At 71.0% G+C, this 17,747-nt stretch carries 16 protein-coding genes and 1 pseudogene; 8 read left to right on the top strand and 9 right to left on the bottom strand.

Going from position 1 to position 17,747, the window contains the following annotated elements:
* The 4 genes from NBZ83_RS01305 to NBZ83_RS01290 all read left to right on the top strand — a co-directional run.
* Nucleotides 1-857, top strand: an 857-nt coding sequence (locus NBZ83_RS01305) for an ABC transporter ATP-binding protein (protein WP_498041035.1), incomplete at its 5' end; no start/stop codon positions are given.
* Nucleotides 854-2,083 carry an ABC transporter permease gene (locus NBZ83_RS01300; protein WP_261566410.1) on the top strand — a complete coding sequence of 410 codons (1,230 nt, stop codon included), beginning with the start codon at nucleotides 854-856 and terminating at the stop codon, nucleotides 2,081-2,083. The genes NBZ83_RS01305 and NBZ83_RS01300, both read left to right, overlap by 4 nt.
* A gap of 75 nt (nucleotides 2,084-2,158) precedes the next feature.
* Nucleotides 2,159-3,145 carry a DUF5666 domain-containing protein gene (locus NBZ83_RS01295; protein WP_261566409.1) on the top strand — a complete coding sequence of 329 codons (987 nt, stop codon included), beginning with the start codon at nucleotides 2,159-2,161 and terminating at the stop codon, nucleotides 3,143-3,145.
* A gap of 13 nt (nucleotides 3,146-3,158) precedes the next feature.
* Complete coding sequence (locus NBZ83_RS01290) at nucleotides 3,159-5,474, top strand: efflux RND transporter periplasmic adaptor subunit (RefSeq protein WP_261574160.1); 2,316 nt, start codon at nucleotides 3,159-3,161, stop codon at nucleotides 5,472-5,474.
* Nucleotides 5,475-5,611: 137 nt separating this feature from the next.
* Here the strand turns inward: NBZ83_RS01290 and NBZ83_RS01285 are convergent, their stop codons facing one another.
* Nucleotides 5,612-6,154 (bottom strand): hypothetical protein, encoded by a 543-nt coding sequence (locus tag NBZ83_RS01285; RefSeq protein ID WP_261574159.1) that lies wholly within the window; start codon nucleotides 6,152-6,154, stop codon nucleotides 5,612-5,614.
* Nucleotides 6,155-6,507: 353 nt separating this feature from the next.
* Here NBZ83_RS01285 and NBZ83_RS01280 point away from each other — a divergent pair, with 353 nt between their 5' ends.
* Complete coding sequence (locus tag NBZ83_RS01280; protein ID WP_261574158.1) at nucleotides 6,508-7,059, top strand: hypothetical protein; 552 nt, start codon at nucleotides 6,508-6,510, stop codon at nucleotides 7,057-7,059.
* 119 nt (nucleotides 7,060-7,178) lie between these two features.
* On the opposite strand, the gene NBZ83_RS01275 is transcribed toward NBZ83_RS01280, so the two are convergent.
* Entirely contained in the window at nucleotides 7,179-7,964 is a 786-nt protein-coding gene (locus NBZ83_RS01275; protein ID WP_261566405.1) for an SDR family NAD(P)-dependent oxidoreductase, read from the bottom strand.
* A gap of 135 nt (nucleotides 7,965-8,099) precedes the next feature.
* The gene (locus NBZ83_RS01270) at nucleotides 8,100-8,603 is read right to left on the bottom strand and encodes a MarR family winged helix-turn-helix transcriptional regulator (protein WP_261574157.1); all 504 of its coding nucleotides are present in this window, start codon (nucleotides 8,601-8,603) and stop codon (nucleotides 8,100-8,102) included.
* A 95-nt stretch (nucleotides 8,604-8,698) separates the two neighbouring features.
* Between NBZ83_RS01270 and NBZ83_RS01265 the strand changes: the two genes are divergently transcribed.
* The 3 genes and pseudogenes from NBZ83_RS01265 to NBZ83_RS33190 all read left to right on the top strand — a co-directional run bounded on the left by NBZ83_RS01265 (nucleotide 8,699) and on the right by NBZ83_RS33190 (nucleotide 12,751).
* Nucleotides 8,699-9,337: an NAD(P)-dependent oxidoreductase gene (locus NBZ83_RS01265; RefSeq protein WP_261566404.1), complete on the top strand. Its 639-nt coding sequence runs from the start codon at nucleotides 8,699-8,701 to the stop codon at nucleotides 9,335-9,337.
* A 98-nt stretch (nucleotides 9,338-9,435) separates the two neighbouring features.
* Nucleotides 9,436-9,699 (top strand): annotated as a pseudogene (locus tag NBZ83_RS34205) (SWIM zinc finger family protein); the annotation flags it as partial.
* A gap of 250 nt (nucleotides 9,700-9,949) precedes the next feature.
* A complete protein-coding gene (locus tag NBZ83_RS33190) occupies nucleotides 9,950-12,751 on the top strand; it encodes a DEAD/DEAH box helicase (RefSeq protein ID WP_261574156.1) in 2,802 nt (933 codons plus the stop codon).
* Nucleotides 12,752-12,804: 53 nt separating this feature from the next.
* Here NBZ83_RS33190 and NBZ83_RS01250 read toward each other — a convergent pair whose 3' ends face one another.
* From NBZ83_RS01250 to NBZ83_RS01225, 6 genes are all read right to left on the bottom strand, one after another.
* Nucleotides 12,805-13,584, bottom strand: coding sequence for a hypothetical protein (locus NBZ83_RS01250; RefSeq protein ID WP_261574155.1), 780 nt, complete (start codon nucleotides 13,582-13,584; stop codon nucleotides 12,805-12,807).
* 202 nt (nucleotides 13,585-13,786) lie between these two features.
* Nucleotides 13,787-14,017, bottom strand: a complete 231-nt coding sequence (locus NBZ83_RS01245; protein ID WP_261566401.1) for a hypothetical protein — start codon at nucleotides 14,015-14,017, stop codon at nucleotides 13,787-13,789.
* A 39-nt stretch (nucleotides 14,018-14,056) separates the two neighbouring features.
* A complete protein-coding gene (locus NBZ83_RS01240) occupies nucleotides 14,057-14,290 on the bottom strand; it encodes a hypothetical protein (RefSeq protein WP_261566400.1) in 234 nt (77 codons plus the stop codon).
* Between the two features lie 252 nt (nucleotides 14,291-14,542).
* Nucleotides 14,543-15,151, bottom strand: coding sequence for a response regulator transcription factor (locus NBZ83_RS01235; RefSeq protein ID WP_261566399.1), 609 nt, complete (start codon nucleotides 15,149-15,151; stop codon nucleotides 14,543-14,545).
* A complete protein-coding gene (locus tag NBZ83_RS01230; protein ID WP_261566398.1) occupies nucleotides 15,152-16,360 on the bottom strand; it encodes a hypothetical protein in 1,209 nt (402 codons plus the stop codon). It abuts the gene before it with no gap.
* Nucleotides 16,357-17,721 (bottom strand): sensor histidine kinase, encoded by a 1,365-nt coding sequence (locus NBZ83_RS01225; protein WP_261566397.1) that lies wholly within the window; start codon nucleotides 17,719-17,721, stop codon nucleotides 16,357-16,359. The genes NBZ83_RS01230 and NBZ83_RS01225 overlap by 4 nt, the downstream gene beginning before the upstream one ends.
* Nucleotides 17,722-17,747 lie beyond the last annotated feature (26 nt).

Here is a 17,747-nt window from a genome sequence, read left to right as displayed (position 1 = left end):
GGGTTCGGCGGGGGCACCGGCTTCGGCGGCGGCACCGGCTTCGGCGGACGGGCCGCGGGATGACACCGACCGACCCCACATCCACCGAACCCACATCGAACGAACCCGCACCGAACGAACCCGCACCGAACGAACCCGGGACCGGCGCAGCGGTCATCGAGCTGACAAACGTCCGCAAGACCTACCGATCGGGGCTGTTCGAGGTGGCGGCCCTGCGCGGGGTCGGCCTGTCCATCCAGGAAGGTGAATATGTGGCGATCACGGGCCCGTCCGGGTCCGGTAAGTCGACGCTGATGCACATTCTCGGCTGCCTCGACGTCCCGACATCTGGCCTGTACCGGCTGGCCGGCGAGGATGTCGGCGGCATGTCGGAGGACCAGCTCGCCGAGGTGCGCAACCGGCGGATCGGGTTCGTGTTCCAGCAGTTCAACCTGCTCTCCTCGATGACGGCCTGGCGCAACGTGGAGCTTCCCCTCTGCTACGCCGGGGGTCCGCGGGCGCAACGCCGGCAGCGGGCCATCGACGCCCTGGCCGACGTGGGGCTCGCCGACCGGGTCGAGCACCGCCCGGCGGAACTGTCCGGCGGCCAGCAGCAGCGGGTAGCGGTGGCCCGGGCGCTGGTCACCAACCCGTCGTTGATCCTCGCCGACGAACCGACGGGCAACCTCGACTCGGCGTCCACCGCGGATGTTCTGGGCCTGTTCCGCCGCCTGCACGACGCCGGCCGGACGATCATCCTGATCACCCACGAGGCCGAGGTCGCCGCCGCGGCAGACCGCATCCTGCAGGTTCGTGACGGCGTGGTCACGGCGGATTCGGGTCCGGCCGCCCGCGCGCTGCGGACGGTGCGCGCGTGAGCTGGGCGGAGATCATTCGGACCGGGCTCGAAGCAGTCCGTTCGCACCGCCTGCGGTCCGGGCTGACGATGCTCGGCATCCTCATCGGCGTCGCCGCGGTCATCCTCACCGTCGGGCTCGGCGAGGGGGCCCAGGACAAGGTGCGGGGCCAGATCAACGCGCTGGGCAGCCACCTGCTGATCGTCGCGCCGGGCAGCACGACGACGAACGGGGTACGCGGCGGCTTCGGCAGCGCGTCGACCCTGACCCGTGCCGACGCCGACGCCCTGGCCTCGCACGTCGTCGCCCCCGACATCCGGGCGGTCGCCCCGACGACGTCCCGGTCCGCGGCGCTGACCGCCGGCAGCTCCTCGTGGACGACCTCCGTCGTCGGCACCATGCCCGACTGGCTGTCGGTGCGCGCCCGCGCGATCGGCACCGGAAGGTTCATCAGCGGCGAGGACGTCGCCAGCCACGCGGCCGTCACGGTGCTGGCCGCGACCACCGCCGAGGAGCTCTTCGGCGCACGCGACCCGGTGGGGCAGTCCGTGACCGTCTCGGGGGTACCGATGACGGTCATCGGCACGCTGACCGCCGCTGGCTCGTCCGCCAGCACCAACGAGGACGACCAGGCCATCGTGCCGATCACCACCGCCGCCGACCGGATCACCGGCGGCGCGAGCCGGGACTCCGTCCAGAACATCTACCTGGAGGCGACCTCCGGCCACACCCTGTCCGCCGCCTACCAGGAGGCCGACTACGAGCTGCTGGCCCGGCACCGGATCACGACGCCGACCGCGGCCGACTTCTCCATCACCAGCCAGCAGTCGATTCTGTCCACCGCGACCTCGGTCGACCGGACCCTGACGGTGCTCCTCGCCGGCGTCGCCGGGATCTCCCTGCTGGTCGGGGGCATCGGCGTCATGAACATCATGCTCGTCTCGGTGACCGAACGGATCCGCGAGATCGGCCTGCGCAAGGCGCTCGGCGCCTCACCGCGGGTGATCCGGCGGCAGTTCCTCGTCGAGGCGTCCGTGCTGGGTCTCGCCGGCGGCCTGCTCGGCACCGCCCTCGGCCTCGCCGGGGCCGCCATCCTGCCGAGCCTGATCTCCGATCCGATCTCGATCTCCCCGGCTGCCACCGTCGGCTCCATCGTCATCGCGGTCGCGATCGGGGTGGTGTTCGGCGTGTATCCCGCGACGAGGGCGGCCCGGCTCGCGCCGATCGAGGCCCTGCGCAGTGACTGACACCGGCCGCATTCGAATGCCTCGTCCCCGCCCGGGTGGGAAAACCCGGGCTGTCCGACAGGAGCGACGAATCCGATGACCACTGCCAATCCGGTCGACCCGTCTCGATCGAGCGAGTCCCCCCTGCATCGCCGCGCCCTGGCCGCGGGGCCGATCCTCGGCGCCGCGGTCGCGATGATTGTCACCGTCAGCGCGTGCGGTTCCGGCAGTTCCGGCGGATCCATGGCCGCGGCCGCGGCGGCGAGTACGCCGAGTCAGGCCGCCGGCTTCGGCCAGGGCCAGGGAGCCCGGCCGGGGACCATCGGCACCATCGCCGCGGTCACCGCGACGAACGTCGAGGTCCAGAATCCCGCCAGCGGTCAGGTCACCGTCACCTGGGCGCCGAGCACCACATTCGTCAGGACCACCACTGCCGACGCGTCCGCCGTCGCGGTCGGCGACTGCGTGACCGTTACCGGCGGCAGCCCCGGCAGCACGTTCACCGCCCAGACCGTGACCGTCAGCCAGCCGGTGTCCGGCAGCTGCACGGCGGGCTTCGGCCGCGGCTTCGGTGGGGCCGGCGGGTTCCCGGGCGGCGTCCGGCCGTCCGGCGCGCCGACCGCCCGCCCGCCCGACCGTTCGACCGTTCGACCGAACGGGCAGGGCCGGCTCAACGGGCAGGGCCGCCCGAACGGCGGTCGGTTCGCGGTGGTCACCGGGTCGGTGACGAAAATGGCGGGCACGACCATCACCGTCCAGGGCCCGCAGCGGCCCGGCGCCGGCGCGTCGGCCTCGGCGGCGCCCGCCGCCACCGCGTCGCCCGGCACAACCGTCACCTCGACGGTGACCCTCGGCTCGTCGACCACCGTCGAGAAGACGAGCAGCGCCACCTCGGCAGCCCTGGCCGTCGGTGAATGCCTGACCGCCACCGGAAAGGCCGATGACACCGGCGCCGTGTCCGCCACGTCCATCAGCGTCCGCCCGGCCGGCAAGCAGGGATGCACCGGCGGGTTCGGCGGCCGGGGCTTCGGCGGCCAGGGCTCCGGCCGTCAGGACTCGGGTGGCGGCATGGCCAATGGGTGAACGATTCAACCGGGTGCTGGCCCGGACCGGTCGGCGTGGCGCCCGCACCTGGATCGTGATCGGCGTCGTCGCCGTGGTCGTCGTCGGCGCCGGCTCGGCGACGCTCGCGGCGACCGGGTCTTCCGGTCCGGAGTACCGCACCGCCACGGCCGTGCGGGCCGCCGTCGCGCAGACACTCGACTCGACCGGCGTCGTCTCGCCCTCGAGCCAGGCGAGCGTGACCTTCCCCGTCTCGGGAACGGTCGCGAGTGTCGCCGTCACCCCAGGTGAGCATGTTGACGCCGGGCAGACGCTGGCGACCCTCGACCCCGCCGCACTGTCGGCTGCCGTCGACTCGGCCGCGGCCACCCTCGCCACCGCCCAAGCGAAACTGAGCTCCGACAAGGCCAGCGAAAGCGGCCTCGGATCCGGCACGGCGTCGGGCTCCACGGTCTCCTACTCGGACGGCCCGGCGACAATCGAACCGATCTCACTCGCCACCGGCGGCGCCCGGCCCGCCAGCCGGACATCGCCCAGCTCGACGCCATCCAGCTCGACGGCATCCGGCTCGACGCCGTCCGGGAACGGCGGAGGCGTCACCGCCGCGCGCGCCGCCGTCACCAAGGCGCAGAAGGCCCTGATCGCCGCGCAGCACGCCGCCGACACCGACCTCGCCGTCGCCACGACAGACCTCGGTCAGGAGCGCACTACCTGCGCGGCGTACGTCAACGGCGCGCCGGCGGCCGGCACGGCCACACCATCGGCAACCGACGGATCGCCCCCCGGCCCGGCCGGATCCCCGCCGGGAGACGCGGGCCGATCGCGCGCGGCTCACACCGCGCCGCCGGCCCCCAACGCCCCGGCGGCCCAAGCCGCCCCGCCGACGCCGAGCTCTCCCACGCCGGCAACATCGGCGCCGGCACCCTCGGCACCGGCAACATCGGCACCGGCATCTTCCGCACCGAGCGTGGGCCAGACTCCTAACGCGGGCGCGTCCGCCACGGCGGGTGCCGCGCCGGCCTCGTCCACGTTGGGGCTGCGGGTGATCGAGGCCGCCCAGTGGTCGGACACGCGGCCCGGGACGTCGAGCGTGGCCGCCTGCTCGACGCTGCTGACCACCGTGCTCACCGACCAGCAGCTCGTGTCGACCGGCCAGGGGGTGGTGACCCAGGACGAGACGACCCTCGGTAACGCGCTCGAAGCCCTCATCGCCCTCTCGCCGACCTCTGGCGATTCCGGGACGACCCCGCCCGCAGACGGACCGACCGCGGCGGGCACAACCCCCGGCCGGCAGGCCGCGGGAACGGCAACCACGGGTGGCACGAACGGCACGGGTGACACGGCCCGCTCGGGTGGCGCGAACGGCACAGGTGACACGAGCGGCTCGGCCGGCTCCGGTGGCACGGGTGGCTCTCGGTCGGGTCGGTCCGGCGGGTCCGGTGGCACTGACGGCGCGTCCGGCTCGGCACGGTCCGGCGGGGCGGCGTCCTCGACGCGCGGCGGCGCCCGGAGCACGCCGGCCTCCCCCGCGCAGATCGCCGCCGACCAGGCCATGGTGGACGCGGCGCAGGCGGCGTTGACCCAGGCCAAGGACGAGCTGGTCCAGGCCACTCTGGTCAGCCCGCTGGCTGGCACGGTCGGGGCGGTCGGTCTGACCGTCGGCGAGTCGGTGCAGGCCGCCTCCGCGCCGTCGACGGGCTCCGGCATCACCGTGATCGGCACCGGGACCTCCTATGAGGTCGAGACGTCCGTGACCGACACCGACCTGGCGAGGGTGCAGGTCGGTCAGGCCGCGTCGGCGGTCGTCGACGGCTCGACCACGGCCCTGGCCGGCAAGGTCGTCGGCATCGGGTTGCTGCCGACGTCGTCGCTGTCGAGTGGCTCGAGCGGCAGCGGATCGGGGTCGTCGAGCTCGGTGAACTATCCGGTGACGATCTCCCTCAGCCGGGCGGGCCAGCAGATCTTCTCCGGTTCGGACGCCGATGTCTCCATCGTGATCGCTCAGGCGGCCGACGCTGTCGCCGTGCCAAGCTCTGCGCTGCGTTCGCTGGGCCAGATACACACCGTGGCGGTGGTACGCGGCGGCAAGGCGACGACCACGGTTGTCGCCGTCGGAGCGGCCGGAAGCACCCTGACGCAGATCACGTCGGGTCTGAAGGTCGGCGACCGGGTGGTGCTCGCCGACCTGTCGTCCCCGCTACCCAGCTCCGGCAGCACCACGAACAGTCGCGGCGGCCTCGGGGGTGCATTCGGCGGTGGCGGCCTCGGCGCAGGCGGCCTGGGCGGTGGCCGGGCAGGCGGGCTGACCGGTGGCCGGGCGGGCGGTCTCGGCGGCGGCCGGGCGGGCTGATCACCCGCCCCGCATGCCGGGGCCGAGACGGCGACGGCCGGGCCGGTCGCGAGGGTGACCTCGCGGCCGACCCGGCCGTGGGTGCCGGTCGCCGTCCAGGTCCGGACGGCGAGCCCGGCGGATGATCCGGGGAGGGATCAGGCCGCGCCGGGAACGGTGGCGTTCTTCTCCTTGAAGCCGAAGCCGTCACTGGACGCGTCCCGCTGGAAGGCGGCGAAGGCGTTCTCGTCGGCGTCGATGTCCGCCTGCGTCGCGGTGCCGCTCTTCAGCTTGCCGGTCAGGCTGCTGAACTTGTCGCTGATCGACTGCACCGAGTTGCACAGCGTCGGGTTGGCCAGCGCGAACCGCTTGGCCACCTTGAGCTCGTGGACCGTGAACGCCCCGGCCACCGCGGCCTTGGCGAAGCTCCGTGTCCGCTTCGGCGCGCCCTTGGCGAAGGCGCCGTTCTTCGTCGGCTTGTAGACGTAGCGGTGGAAGGCGCCGAGGGCGAGGCCGGAATGCAGCGCGAACCGCGTCTTCGCGAAAACCTTGGTGTTCCCCGAGGTCGGGCAGGCACCGGCGTACTCGGAGTCGGTGTCGGAGCCCGCCGAGCTCGACGCACGGACGCCGTTCTTCCCGGAGCCGCCCGATGAGCCGCCGCACGCACCGAGCAGTGTGACTGAAAGTAGCACTACGATCACAGCAGCCGCGTACCGCGTGGTCCGGGCGGTCGGCCTAGCGATTGTCGAAAACATCCACCACCAACTTCGTGCGGGCATTCGCCTCGGTCAACGATCTACAGCGCCGCGGGGACGCGGAGCCACAGTAGCGATCGCCGTGCCTCACGGTACTGTCACGCGCTCCGATACCGTCCCTCAACGTGGGCAGCTCCTGACATCCGAACGCGAGATCGCAGCCGATCAGATGACGGACGGTGGCTCGCCTGGCCGTGGGCGGGCTTGGGCCGCCCACTGCTGCCATTGCGGTACGGGTCGGCTGTTCGAATTCGGAATGCGATACTGACCCGGGGATCGACAGAAAACGGGGGCCGTCGATGAATGGGCAAGATTTTGTGGCCGTCGCCGTCGCGCTCCTGGTTCCCCTCGCGACCGCCTTCGCCGGCGTGCTCACCGTGGTCGTCCAGGACTGGCGTCAGCGCAAATCACGGGCGGACCGCCGCCGAATGGCCCTCGAAGACGCTACCCGCCAGGTGGCCTTCGTAACGGATTGGTGGACCGCACGGCAGCTCCTGCCAGCCACCCCCGAATCCTTACAGGAGGCGGCTGCGGTCGCGCAGAGCTGGCTGAACGAGGCATCCGCACGGGTAGACGCCGCGGACGAGCTTCCGGCCGTCCAGCGCGGCAGGCTCCTGCTGCTTTACCGTTTCCAGAAAAGGCTCGCGAAGGCCATCCGGATCGTTTTCTTCGCCGTATTGGGCGTCATGGCCTGGGCGAGTTACAGTCTGGTCAGTACCATTCTCGAGGACGGCGGCGACCTCGGCGCGCAGGTGGTGTCCCTGGTCGCGCTCGGGGTGGTCGCACTTTTGCTGCGCTTCTGGGCCGTCTCCGCCGATTCCACCTCCCCGGACCCCGTCCCACCAGCCTGACCGGTCGTCACGTGACGACCGGTCGGCGGTCGGAATCGTGGCGCTTTCCTCGCCGGGACGGCACGCACACCGGCCGGACGGATCGTCTGGGAAGTCCCGGACGCCACCGGCTCAGGACGCTAGGGAAGCGTCGTCAGGCCGCCCTCGACCATGAACGTCATTCCGGTGAGATAGCTCCCGTCGGGCCCGGCGAGGAAGACCGCCACCCGCGCGCAGTCCCTGGGAACGCCCCAGCGCCGCAGCGGGATCTGCGCCTCGGCCGCCTCTCGTGCGCCGGGATGATCGGCGAAGACGCCCTCGGCGGCGTCGGTGAGGATGACCGGGTTGAGGACGTTCACCGTGATCCCGTGCTGCCCCCAGCCGTTGGACGCCGTCCGGCTCAGCGCGCGGATCGCCTCCTTGTTGGAGTTGTAGGAGGCCGACTCCGCATTGCACATGATGCCGCGCCGGGACCCGAAGTTCAGGATCCGCCCGCCACCCGCGGCCTTCATGTGCGGGAAGACCGCCTGCATGGACCTGAGCGTCGCCTTGACGCCCGTCTCGAAGTTCCAGTCCCACTCGGCCTCGTCGACGTTCTCCAGGTTCGTCGGTTCGCTGGAGGCGCGCGGCCTGTCGCGGGTGCCGAAGCTCTGCGCGTTGTTGACGAGGATGTCCACACCGCCGTACTCGGCCACGGTGCGGTCGACCATCTCGCGGATGTTCTGCGCCACGCCGACATCGCAGGTGACCCCCAGCGCGTCACCGCCTCGGGAGTGGATGCCGTCGACCACCTCGCTGACGGTGCTGGCGGTCCGGGAGGCGACGACGACGCGAGCTCCCTCCAGCGCGTACTCCTCCGCGATCGCCCGGCCGATACCCCGGCCCGCGCCGGTGACGATGGCGACCTTGCCGTCTAACACGCCCATGCAGTCCTCCTCGATCGGTCGTCGCCGGTAGGGGCCCCGCCGCCGACCGGCGACGCGGGCCCGCCCAGGCGAGGGCGCCGTCTCGATGCGCGCCCACGGCCCATGTCTACTCGGGTACCTGAGCGACGCGCCCCTTCACTGTTCGGGTGCCGCGCCGGTGGAGCGGGTGCGCGCCCGCAGGTGCGGGTGGATCCCCGGGTCCAGGTGCAGCGTCTCGGCCACTCGGATCAGCAGGTCGACGAGCGCGTGGCGGTCGTCCGGGACCAGGTCGCGGGCGATCTCCGCCTCCATCGGCGGGATCAGCGCGGCAACCCGGTCCACCAGCTCCGCGCCGGCCGGGGTGAGCCGGATCTCGAAGGCCCGCCGGTCCTGCGCGCTGCGATGCCGGCGCACCCAGCCGGCCGCCTCCATCTCGTCGATCAGCCCGACCATGTTGTTGCGGTGCATGCCGAGCGCATCGGCGAGCTGCTGCTGGGTGCGGGTCGACGTCCCGGTCAGGTTGCTGAGGACGCCGAATGCCCGTGGCGAGACGCCCAGCGGGGCCAGTCGATCGGCGAACAGCTGCGCGGCGCGGGCGCCGACCTGGGACAGCAGGAACGGCAGGGACGCGGCGTAGGGCGTCGCCGGGATCTCGCTCACGAGCCCCAAGTCTAGTATCAACAGTGATTGTCATCTAAGGTGACAATCACTTGGAAGGCGTTGTTGGCGTGAGGCGAGGAACGGGGTTGGTCGAGATGAAGATCGCGGTCGTGGGTGCCACGGGGCGGACCGGAGCTCTGGTCGTCGAGCAGGCACTGGCCCGCGGCCACCGGGTGACAGCGGTGGCCCGCCGACCCGAGGCGGTGACGACCCGCCACGACAACCTGGAGGTCGCCCGGGCGGACGTGCTCGCCGGCGGGGACCAGCTGGCCTCGGCGTTCGCCGGCGCCGAGGCCGTCGTCTCGGGGCTGGGCGCCGAAGCCGGCCGGAAGCCGACGACGGTCTACTCCATCGGCACCCGCAACATGCTGACGGCCATGCGAGTCGGCGGGATCGGCACCATCGCCGTGATCTCCGCGACGCCGGCGGGGCCACGCGGCGAGCTGCCCTTCGTGCAACGGAGGGTGATGATGCCCGTGCTCGACCGTTTCTTCGGCCAGGCCTACGCCGACATGCGGCGCATGGAGGAGATCCTGCGGGCCAGCGACGCCGACTGGATCTCGGTGCGTCCCCCGCGACTGCTCGCCCGGCCCGCGACCGGCGCCTACCGCCTCGCCGCCGAGGCGCCGCTGCCGAAGGCGCGCAGCATCACCTACCCTGACCTGGCGACAGCGCTTCTGGACGTCCTCGACCGCCACGACCTCCACCGCAAGGCGGTCACCGTCGCGCAGTGACGCCGCACCCGGTGGCGGTCCACTGTCGGGTGTGGACCAGCGTGGTCTCTGACAGCGCGGGGTGATAGCCCTGGTGAGTCCCTGTTAGCGTTTTGCCCATGCTGCCCGCGGAGCTGCAGAGAGTCGATCGGAGTCAGCTGCGCGCTGCCGTGGGTGACACCACCTTTCAGCGAGGGGCGCAGTACGCCAGGCAGGGCGCCGTGGCCGACATGTCGTGGAGGCCGGCCGGAAACGCGCTTTACGGCACGGTGGCGGGAAGCCACGGAGAGCGTTATGTGACTACCGTGTATTTCACCGGTCCGGGCGCCGAGGAGTCGTGGTGGTTCGATGACGCCCAGTGCACCTGCCCGGTGGGCGTCGACTGCAAGCACGCCGTCGCGCTTGTGCTGGCGGCGGCGAGCCGGGCCGCCGGTGACGGCCCGGCTCGCCGGAGTGCCGTCGCGCCGAAAGGCTGGGCCTCGTCCCTGTCGGCGCTGCTCGGCGACCAGTCGGTCGAGGACGAGCCGCGGGGTGCGACGCCGCTCGCCATCGAGCTGACGCTTTCTGCCGAGATATCGGCGGGCCGGTCGAAACGCGGGCCCGGCGGGCCGTCGTTGAGCGTGCGCGCGGCTGGTGAAACCCGGGAAGACCACCTGGGTCAACGCACTCTCCTGGTCGAAGCTGAGTTCACCCTACGGGCACTACCAGCGCGACGGCTACTTCGCGACGCACGTGCGGATTCTGCGAGAAATGTACGCCGTCTACCTTTCCGGAAAAGAGGACACGGCCGCCTATTCCTACGGCGACGACAAGTACCTCGATCTCGGCGCGTTCGCGAGCCCCCGGTTGTGGCCGCTGCTTGACGAGGCCACCGCAGCCGGTGTGCGGTTGGTGCATGGACGCAAACGGCTTGGCGACATCGAGAGATATGGTTCGGCAGAGCTGTGCCTTGATGTTACTCGCAGTGGGACGTCAACGGCGCTCACCGTGAGTCCCCTGCTGCGCATGACCGACCCGGATGAGGCCGTGGCGCCGTTCGCGTTCATCGGCGATCACGGTGTCGTCGGTATCGATCGGGCAGAGATCCAGGCCACGGATCATCACGAGGACTGGCACATCCGGCTGGCTCGGTTGAGCGCTCCCGCGCCACTGGAACTGATCCAGATGGCGGTGGCGAACAGGAGTCTGCGGATTCCGGCCGCCGACCGGCCGCGCTTCGTCAGCGAGTTCTACCCGGGGCTGCGGCGCGTGGCCCGGATCGTCTCCAGCGACGAGTCCTTCGAGCCCCCGGTGATCGAGCCACCGACGCTTGTCGCGCGGGCCGACTTCGGGCCGGCCCACACCGTCGAGATCACCTGGGAGTGGGACTACGCGGTCGGGGGCACGCGGCTGCGTGCGCCATTGCACGATCACGGCAGTAGCGACAGCAATGGCCACGGTAGCGACCCCGGGTATCGAGACAGAAACGGCGAAGCCGAAATTCTGGCCAATCTGCATCTGCCGACCGGCATCCAGGCGGCGCCCGTCCGGCTCGGCGGTGTCGAGACGATGCGGTTCGCGACGGAGCTGCTCCCGCTCCTCGCGGCCCAGGACGGGATCGCCGTCGAGATCAGTGGACGTCCCGCGGACTACCGCGAGGTCGGAGACCTGCTGCGGATCGAGGTCTCGACCGACGAGGTGCCGGGCGAGTCGGACTGGTTCGATCTCGGTGTCGCCGTCACCCTGGACGGGCGCGAGGTCCCGTTCGCGGCGCTCCTGGTGGCCCTGAGCAGGCAGGAGTCGCACCTGCTGCTCGACGACGGCACCTACTTCAGCCTGGACCGGCCGGACCTGCGGACGCTGCGCGAGCTGATCGAGGAGGCGAAGGCGCTGCAGGACGCCCCCGGCGGGGCGCTGCGCATCAGCCGCTTCCAGGCCGGGCTGTGGGAGGAGCTCACCAGCATCGGCGTGGTCGTCCGCCAGGCGCAGACGTGGCGCCGGCAGGTGGCCGGCCTGCTGGCCATCGACTCCGCCGGCGCGAAGGAGCCGCCGCGGACACTCCAGGCCAGCCTGCGGCCCTATCAGGCGGACGGGTTCCGGTGGCTGAGCTTCCTGTGGGAGTGCCAGCTCGGCGGGATCCTCGCGGACGACATGGGCCTGGGCAAGACGCTGGAGTCGCTGGCGCTCATCTGCCACGCCCGGGAGGCCGACCCGGCGCTGCCGCCGTTCCTCATCGTCGCACCGACGAGCGTCGTGTCGAACTGGGGCACGGAGGCCGCCCGGTTCGCGCCGTCGCTGCGGGTCGCCGTCGTCACCGACACACTGCGGCGCCGCGGCCAGACCCTCACCGAGATCATCGGCGCCGCCGACGTGGTCGTGACGTCCTACACCCTGTTCCGGCTCGACACCGAGGCGTACTGCGCGGCCTCCTGGGCCGGCCTGGTTCTCGATGAGGCACAGACCGTCAAGAACCACCAGTCGAAGGCGTACCAGTGCGCGCGGCTGCTGCCCGCGCCGTTCAAGCTGGCGGTCACCGGAACACCGCTGGAGAACAACGTGATGGAGCTGTGGTCGCTGCTGTCGATCACCGCGCCGGGGCTGTTCCCGAACCGCGCACGGTTCGACGGCTACTACGCCCGCCCGATCGAGCGACAGGGTGACGCCGAGCGTCTCGCGCAGCTTCGGCGCCGGATCCGGCCGCTGCTGGTCCGGCGGACCAAGGACCAGGTCGCCCCCGAGCTCCCCGCCAAGCAGGAGCAGGTCCTGGAGGTCGAGCTGCACGCCCGCCACCGCAGGATCTACCAGACCCACCTGCAGCGCGAACGGCAGAAGGTGCTCGGCCTGATCGACGACATGAACCGCAACCGCTTCACCATCCTGCGGTCGTTGACGGCGCTGCGGCAGCTCAGCCTGCACGCCGGGCTCGTCGACGACGCCCACGACGAGCTTCCCAGCGCCAAGATAGACATCCTGCTCGAGCAGCTGCGGGACGCCGCCGGCGGCGGGCACCGGGCGCTCGTCTTCAGCCAGTTCACCCGGTTCCTCGGCCGGGTGCGGGAGGCACTCGACGCCGACGGCATCGAACACTGCTATCTCGACGGCGCGACCTGCAACCGGGCCGCGGTCGTGCGGCGGTTCAGGGAAGGAAAGGCACCGGTCTTTCTCATCAGTCTGAAGGCCGGCGGCTCGGGCCTGAACCTGACCGAGGCGGACTACTGCTTCCTGCTCGACCCGTGGTGGAACCCCGCCACCGAGGCGCAGGCGGTGGACCGTACCCACCGCATCGGGCAGTCCCGCAACGTCATGGTGTACCGGCTGGTGGCCAAGGACACCATCGAGGAAAAGGTGATGGCGCTCAAGGCGCGCAAGGCCGAGCTGTTCTCCGGCGTCCTGGACAACGGCGAGTTCGTCGACACCACGCTGGATGCCGAGGACATCCGAGCACTGCTCGCCTGATCAGCCCGTCGCCGCCGCAGTCCCGTCACCGCCGCAGTCGCTACCAGCCGCCGTCACGGGGGCCAGCGATGACACGCGGCGGCGAGCCCCACGGCACCGACCAGCCCCACCGTGAGGGGCCGGGGAAGGTGCTGCGAACGGGCCGGACCGGCCGCCCAGACGAGTGCCGTACCTGCCGCGCCGGTGGCGGCGAGCGTGGCGGCGGCCGTCGCGATCGTCGCGATGGCCGAGCCGCGGCCGACCGTTGGGGCGGAGTCCTGGAGCACCAATGCGACGAAGCTGGTGAACGCCCAGATCCCGGCCGAGCAGGCCCGCCGGCTCGCACGGGTCACGAACGGTTCGTCGCCGGCTCGGATCGCGATCCGCAGCCGGACGAGGAGGCTCGCGTACTGGCCCGCGAAGGCGGCGCACGCCGCCACGAAGAAGGCGGCGTGCCACCAGCCCGCGACGCTGAAATGCCGAGGCGTGGGACGTCCCCACTGGGGCGTCGCATGTGGGTCCACCCACCAGGCGTACTGGACGGCGAGGCCGATCGACCCGGCGACCACCGCGATCGGCAGCGACAACCGCAGCGGCGAGATCTCCCCTCCTTCCCGCTCGTGTGACCTCGCGTGCGCGGCCATGGCCGAGTTCCCGGCGACGAGGACCGCGGCAAGGGTCGGCAGCAGGACCGCGTCCCCGACCGTGCCGGCCCGCGAGTCCGGATGCCCGGCCATGCCGCCGTTCCAGGTACCTAGATTCCACATGGTTTGCAGGACCCCGTAGCCGCTGACCGCAGTCACGGCTGCGGCTACGAGGCCCCGCCGCACCGCCGTCGAAAAATACCCGCTCATCGCGCCCCCCGCGAAGATGTGATCGCCATGTCGTCCGGGTACGTCCCGATGCCGGTGGTCTCCTTCCCCTGACGCCCCTTGCCGAGGGAGTCCGAACCCGTGCGGCGCCGACTGCGGTGCGTTTTGCGCGGTCTGAGCCTGAGGATCGCGTAAAACGCACCGCAATGATTCCCGCGTGCCCGCGTGCCCGCGTCGGACTCGACTATCCGGACTGCCAGCGGCAAGCCCAGCCGGCTCCGCAGGTGTTCGGGTTGTACGAGCAGTCGCAGCCGATCCCGCCGAACTTGATCTCCGAACCACCCGAACCACCCGAACCACCGGAGCCACCCGAGCTGCCGGAGCTGGCATCACCGCCGCCCGAGTCAACATCGGAGTCACCGTCGAAGATGTCGGAGATCAGATCGAACAGGTCGTCGAAAAAGTCGAACACCACTTCTTTCACCTCCTCCCTGGAATCAGCCCGGCGCACTGCTCAGGAGGCGGCGCCCTCGATCACGTCGGTGACTCCCAGGGCGTCCCCGATGACCGCCGAGACGGCGAGGCCGGTAGTGATGTTGACGACCCGGCGGGTGTTGTTGACGATTCGCTCCCGCTCGCGTCCCGTCGCGCCGCTCATGTCGGCGATCGCCTCGCCGACCGCCTCGCCCAGGGCGTTACGGGCGGGCTTCAGTGCCCGGTTGATGACGATTGACGCTCCGAAGGCCATCGTGTTCTCCCTTCACACAGGTGGTCGCCGAGTCAGGCCGTTTTCTGGCTGATCTCGCGGGGACCGACATCAGAATGCGCGAAGAAGACGACAGTGAAAATCGACCGGCGAGGTAGCGGCCACTACTCCGGAGGGGTAGTGCGTCCGGCGAGAGAATGCGCTAAGGAACGGAGGAACGGAGGAACGGAGGAACGGAGGAACGGAGGAACGGAGGAACGGAGGAACGGAGCGCAGGGGCGAAGCGCGGTCACGCTACCACTTCGGGGAGTAGCCATCCTCCTCGGCAATGCGCCGCAGGTCGGCAGAGCGGCCGGCCTCGAGGTACTTGTCCCGGATGTGGCTGAGATGGCTCTTGACCGTCTCCTCGGCGATCTTCATCCGTTTGGCTATCTCGGCGGTGCGCATGCCGGCCGCGTAGCGCCGGAGTACCTGCGCCTCCCGGTCGCCGAGCGGGACCTTGGCGCCCTGCAGGGCCCGCGCGCCGAACATGGTGATGTGGGGCCGCCCAGCCGCCGCGTCGACCACGGCGGGGATCACCTCGTCGTAGCCGTCGTGCTTGTGCAGGACCGACAGGGCGCCCGCGCGCAGGGCGACCCGGTGCATCTCCTCGGAGGGCTGGGCCGAGATGACGACGATCTGGCTTCCAAGCTTCACGAGGCCGCGGATGTTGGCGGCCAGGCGCGTGCCGTCGTTGAGCACCGCGTCCAGGAGTACGACATCGGACGGCTTCGGCAGCGAGATCAACTCCCGGGCGTGTTCGACCTCGGCGACGATGACGACCTCGGAGCTGTGTAGCTCAATCCACGACCGCAGCCCTTGCCGATGGTGAATCTCGTTTTCCACGATCGCGGCCGTAATCATTTATCCTCCCGGATTTCGCGCCGTTTCGGCGTCCCGTTTCGGATCGACAATGCTTGGATCGACAATGCTCGAAGCTCGGATCGACAATGCTCGGATCGACAGTGTGTAGTCGTAGAACCATCGGTCGGGTTCGTGGTGGGTCGACCGGGCGCCGACGCTCCTGACCAGGGCACGCCACGCCTCGGTGGTCGGTGGCGGCGCGCCCACGTTCCCGATCGACACCTCGGCGCGGCCGGGCGAGACGGCCTGCACGCTCACCGTCACCCAGGTCGCCGACGTCGCAAGAACGTCCCGGACTGCGGCGACAAGCCTGGTCCGATCGTCGACGCGCATCCGGTCGGTGAGGTTGTCGGGATCCCACACGTCGACGGTGGCCGATCTCGACAGCGGGTCTGTCACGAGCAGATCCGCCAACAGCGATCGGGCACTCGCCTCGGCGACCTCGACCCGCAGCGTGCGTGCGAGCCGCGCGGCCCGCTCGATCATCGTCGAGTCGTCCGCGCGGACGCGGCCGGCGGCGACGTCGGACAGCAGGCCGGCGGCCTGCCGCTCCGCGTCGCTGATGCGAGCATCGCGCCGATCGGCCGCGTGCGCCCGCGTGGCTTGGTGCCAGCGGTTCTCCAGCTCGCGTGCGCGCAGCTCGTGGCCCGCCTCGACGGCACGGCGCAGCGCGGATACGAGCAAGGCGGTCCCGGCCGCGATCGCGGCCGCCGCGCCGCCGGAGAGTACGACCGCGTGCATGTCGCGAACGGATCCGCTGATGTCGCGCAGCACGAACGCCTGCGCCCCGATCAACGCGGCGATGCCGAGCACCGTCTCCTCCGGTGGCCGGGAGAAGTGCAGGGTGATGATCGGCACCACGCTGAACCCGGCGACCCAGTTGGCCAGGCCGACCAGCTCCGTCGACGTGAGCTGGGTGGCGATCGCCAGGCACGCCAGCGGTCCCGCGGCGATCGCGACAGCCGAGACAACCGGTCCGAGGCCGTCACGGCTGCGGAACCAAACCAGGGCGGTGACGGCGGCGAGACCGACGTAGATGCCCAGCACGACTCGGACGTCGTCGTAGGCAGACCAGTGGGCCGCCAGCTGAGCGGCGTTCACCACTCCCATGATCACCAGCCCGATCGGGATCGCGGGCCACATGACCTCGAGCGCGTGGAATCGCCGCCGCGCACGCTCGCGTCCCCAGCGAGAGGTACCGATGCTCACCCCGGCCATCGCAGCGTGACGGTCGTCCCGCGCCCGGCGGCGCTGTCGATCTCGGCCGCGCCGCCCACCGCCTCGAGCCGCCGGATGATCGAACCTCGCAGCCCGACCCGGTCACCCGGCACGCCGGCCAGGCGGCTGAAGCCCCGACCGCGGTCAATGATCGCCACGGTCGTCGTCTGCCCGTTGGCAACGGCGTGGACGGCGGCACGATCGACCCCCGCGTGCCGGATGACGTTGGTGAGCGCCTCCCTGATCGCCAGCACAAAGGCCGTCGTGACCGCCACGTCCACCGGATAGTGCGCGTCGCCGTCCCGGCTGACCTCGACGGTCAACCCCCTGCCCCGGAAGATCTGCCCCAGCTCGTCGAGGCCCTCGGCCAGCCCACCCTGCGCGGCACCCGCCGAACCCGACGAATCCGACAGATCCGCCGAACCCAGCAGACCCGCCGAACCCAGCGAACCCGGCGGAATCGCCAAAGCCGCGGGAATCGCCGAAGCCGCTGATTCGAGCAGGCCGGTGAGCTGCGCGGCCCCGCTTCGGCACAACTCGCGGAACTCGGGCGAATCCGCGATGATGCCGTTGCCGATCAGGGTCAGCGCGTCCAGCGGCCCATCGTGGACGAGCAGGGCGCCCTCCACCGCGCGCAGGTGCTCGGCGCCGCCGTGACGGGCGTGCAGCTCCACCTCTCGGGTATCCCGCTCCGCCGCATCGTCGAGCCGGGGCGCCAGACGCCGCACGCCTGCCGTTCCCGCAATCGACGCGACGAACGAACCCACCTCGAGCGCGGTCAGGACGGCGTGTTCCGTAGGAGCGCCGGTTCCGGCGGCGACGAGAGCCGAGCGGTGTGCCGCGATCAGCAGGACGGCCGAGGCGTACGCCACCCGACTCCGTGACAGGCCTGCGTTGAACACACCCAGGCCGACCAGCGGCTCGGCGACGTTTGTCGCGCCCGTGTCCTCGCCCGCGACCGACACGCTCGCAAGCACGCTGAAGACCGCGAAAATCCCGCACATCGCCGCCACCCATATTGCCGGGCGCAAGCTGCTCAGCATGCCGATCGAGCCGACCGCGATACCAACGATCAACAGCGGGAAGGCAATGTAGATGAACTCGGATGAGTAGGCGAAGCCGGCCGTGACCAGGCAGAACGCGGTCTGGCAGGCGGCGGCGACGACCAGCCCCGCCCCCGCGCGCCGTAGGCCGAAGTTCAGGACCTCGGAGGGCACGACGTCCGGATTGAGGAGTGCCTCCAGCTCCCATAACCGTCGACGAGCTCGCCCGGCCGCACTGCGCAACGCCTCGCCGCCGTGGAAACGAACCGACGCGGGTCCCTTGACGGAGGTCGTCTGTGAGGCCGACATCGCCTGCCTTCGTGACGTCCGTCCAC

The sequence above is a fragment of the Frankia gtarii genome, from assembly GCF_025403375.1.
GTDB classification, from domain to species: Bacteria; Actinomycetota; Actinomycetes; order Frankiales; family Frankiaceae; genus Frankia; species Frankia gtarii.
This window is presented reverse-complemented; position numbering and strand designations above follow the sequence as displayed.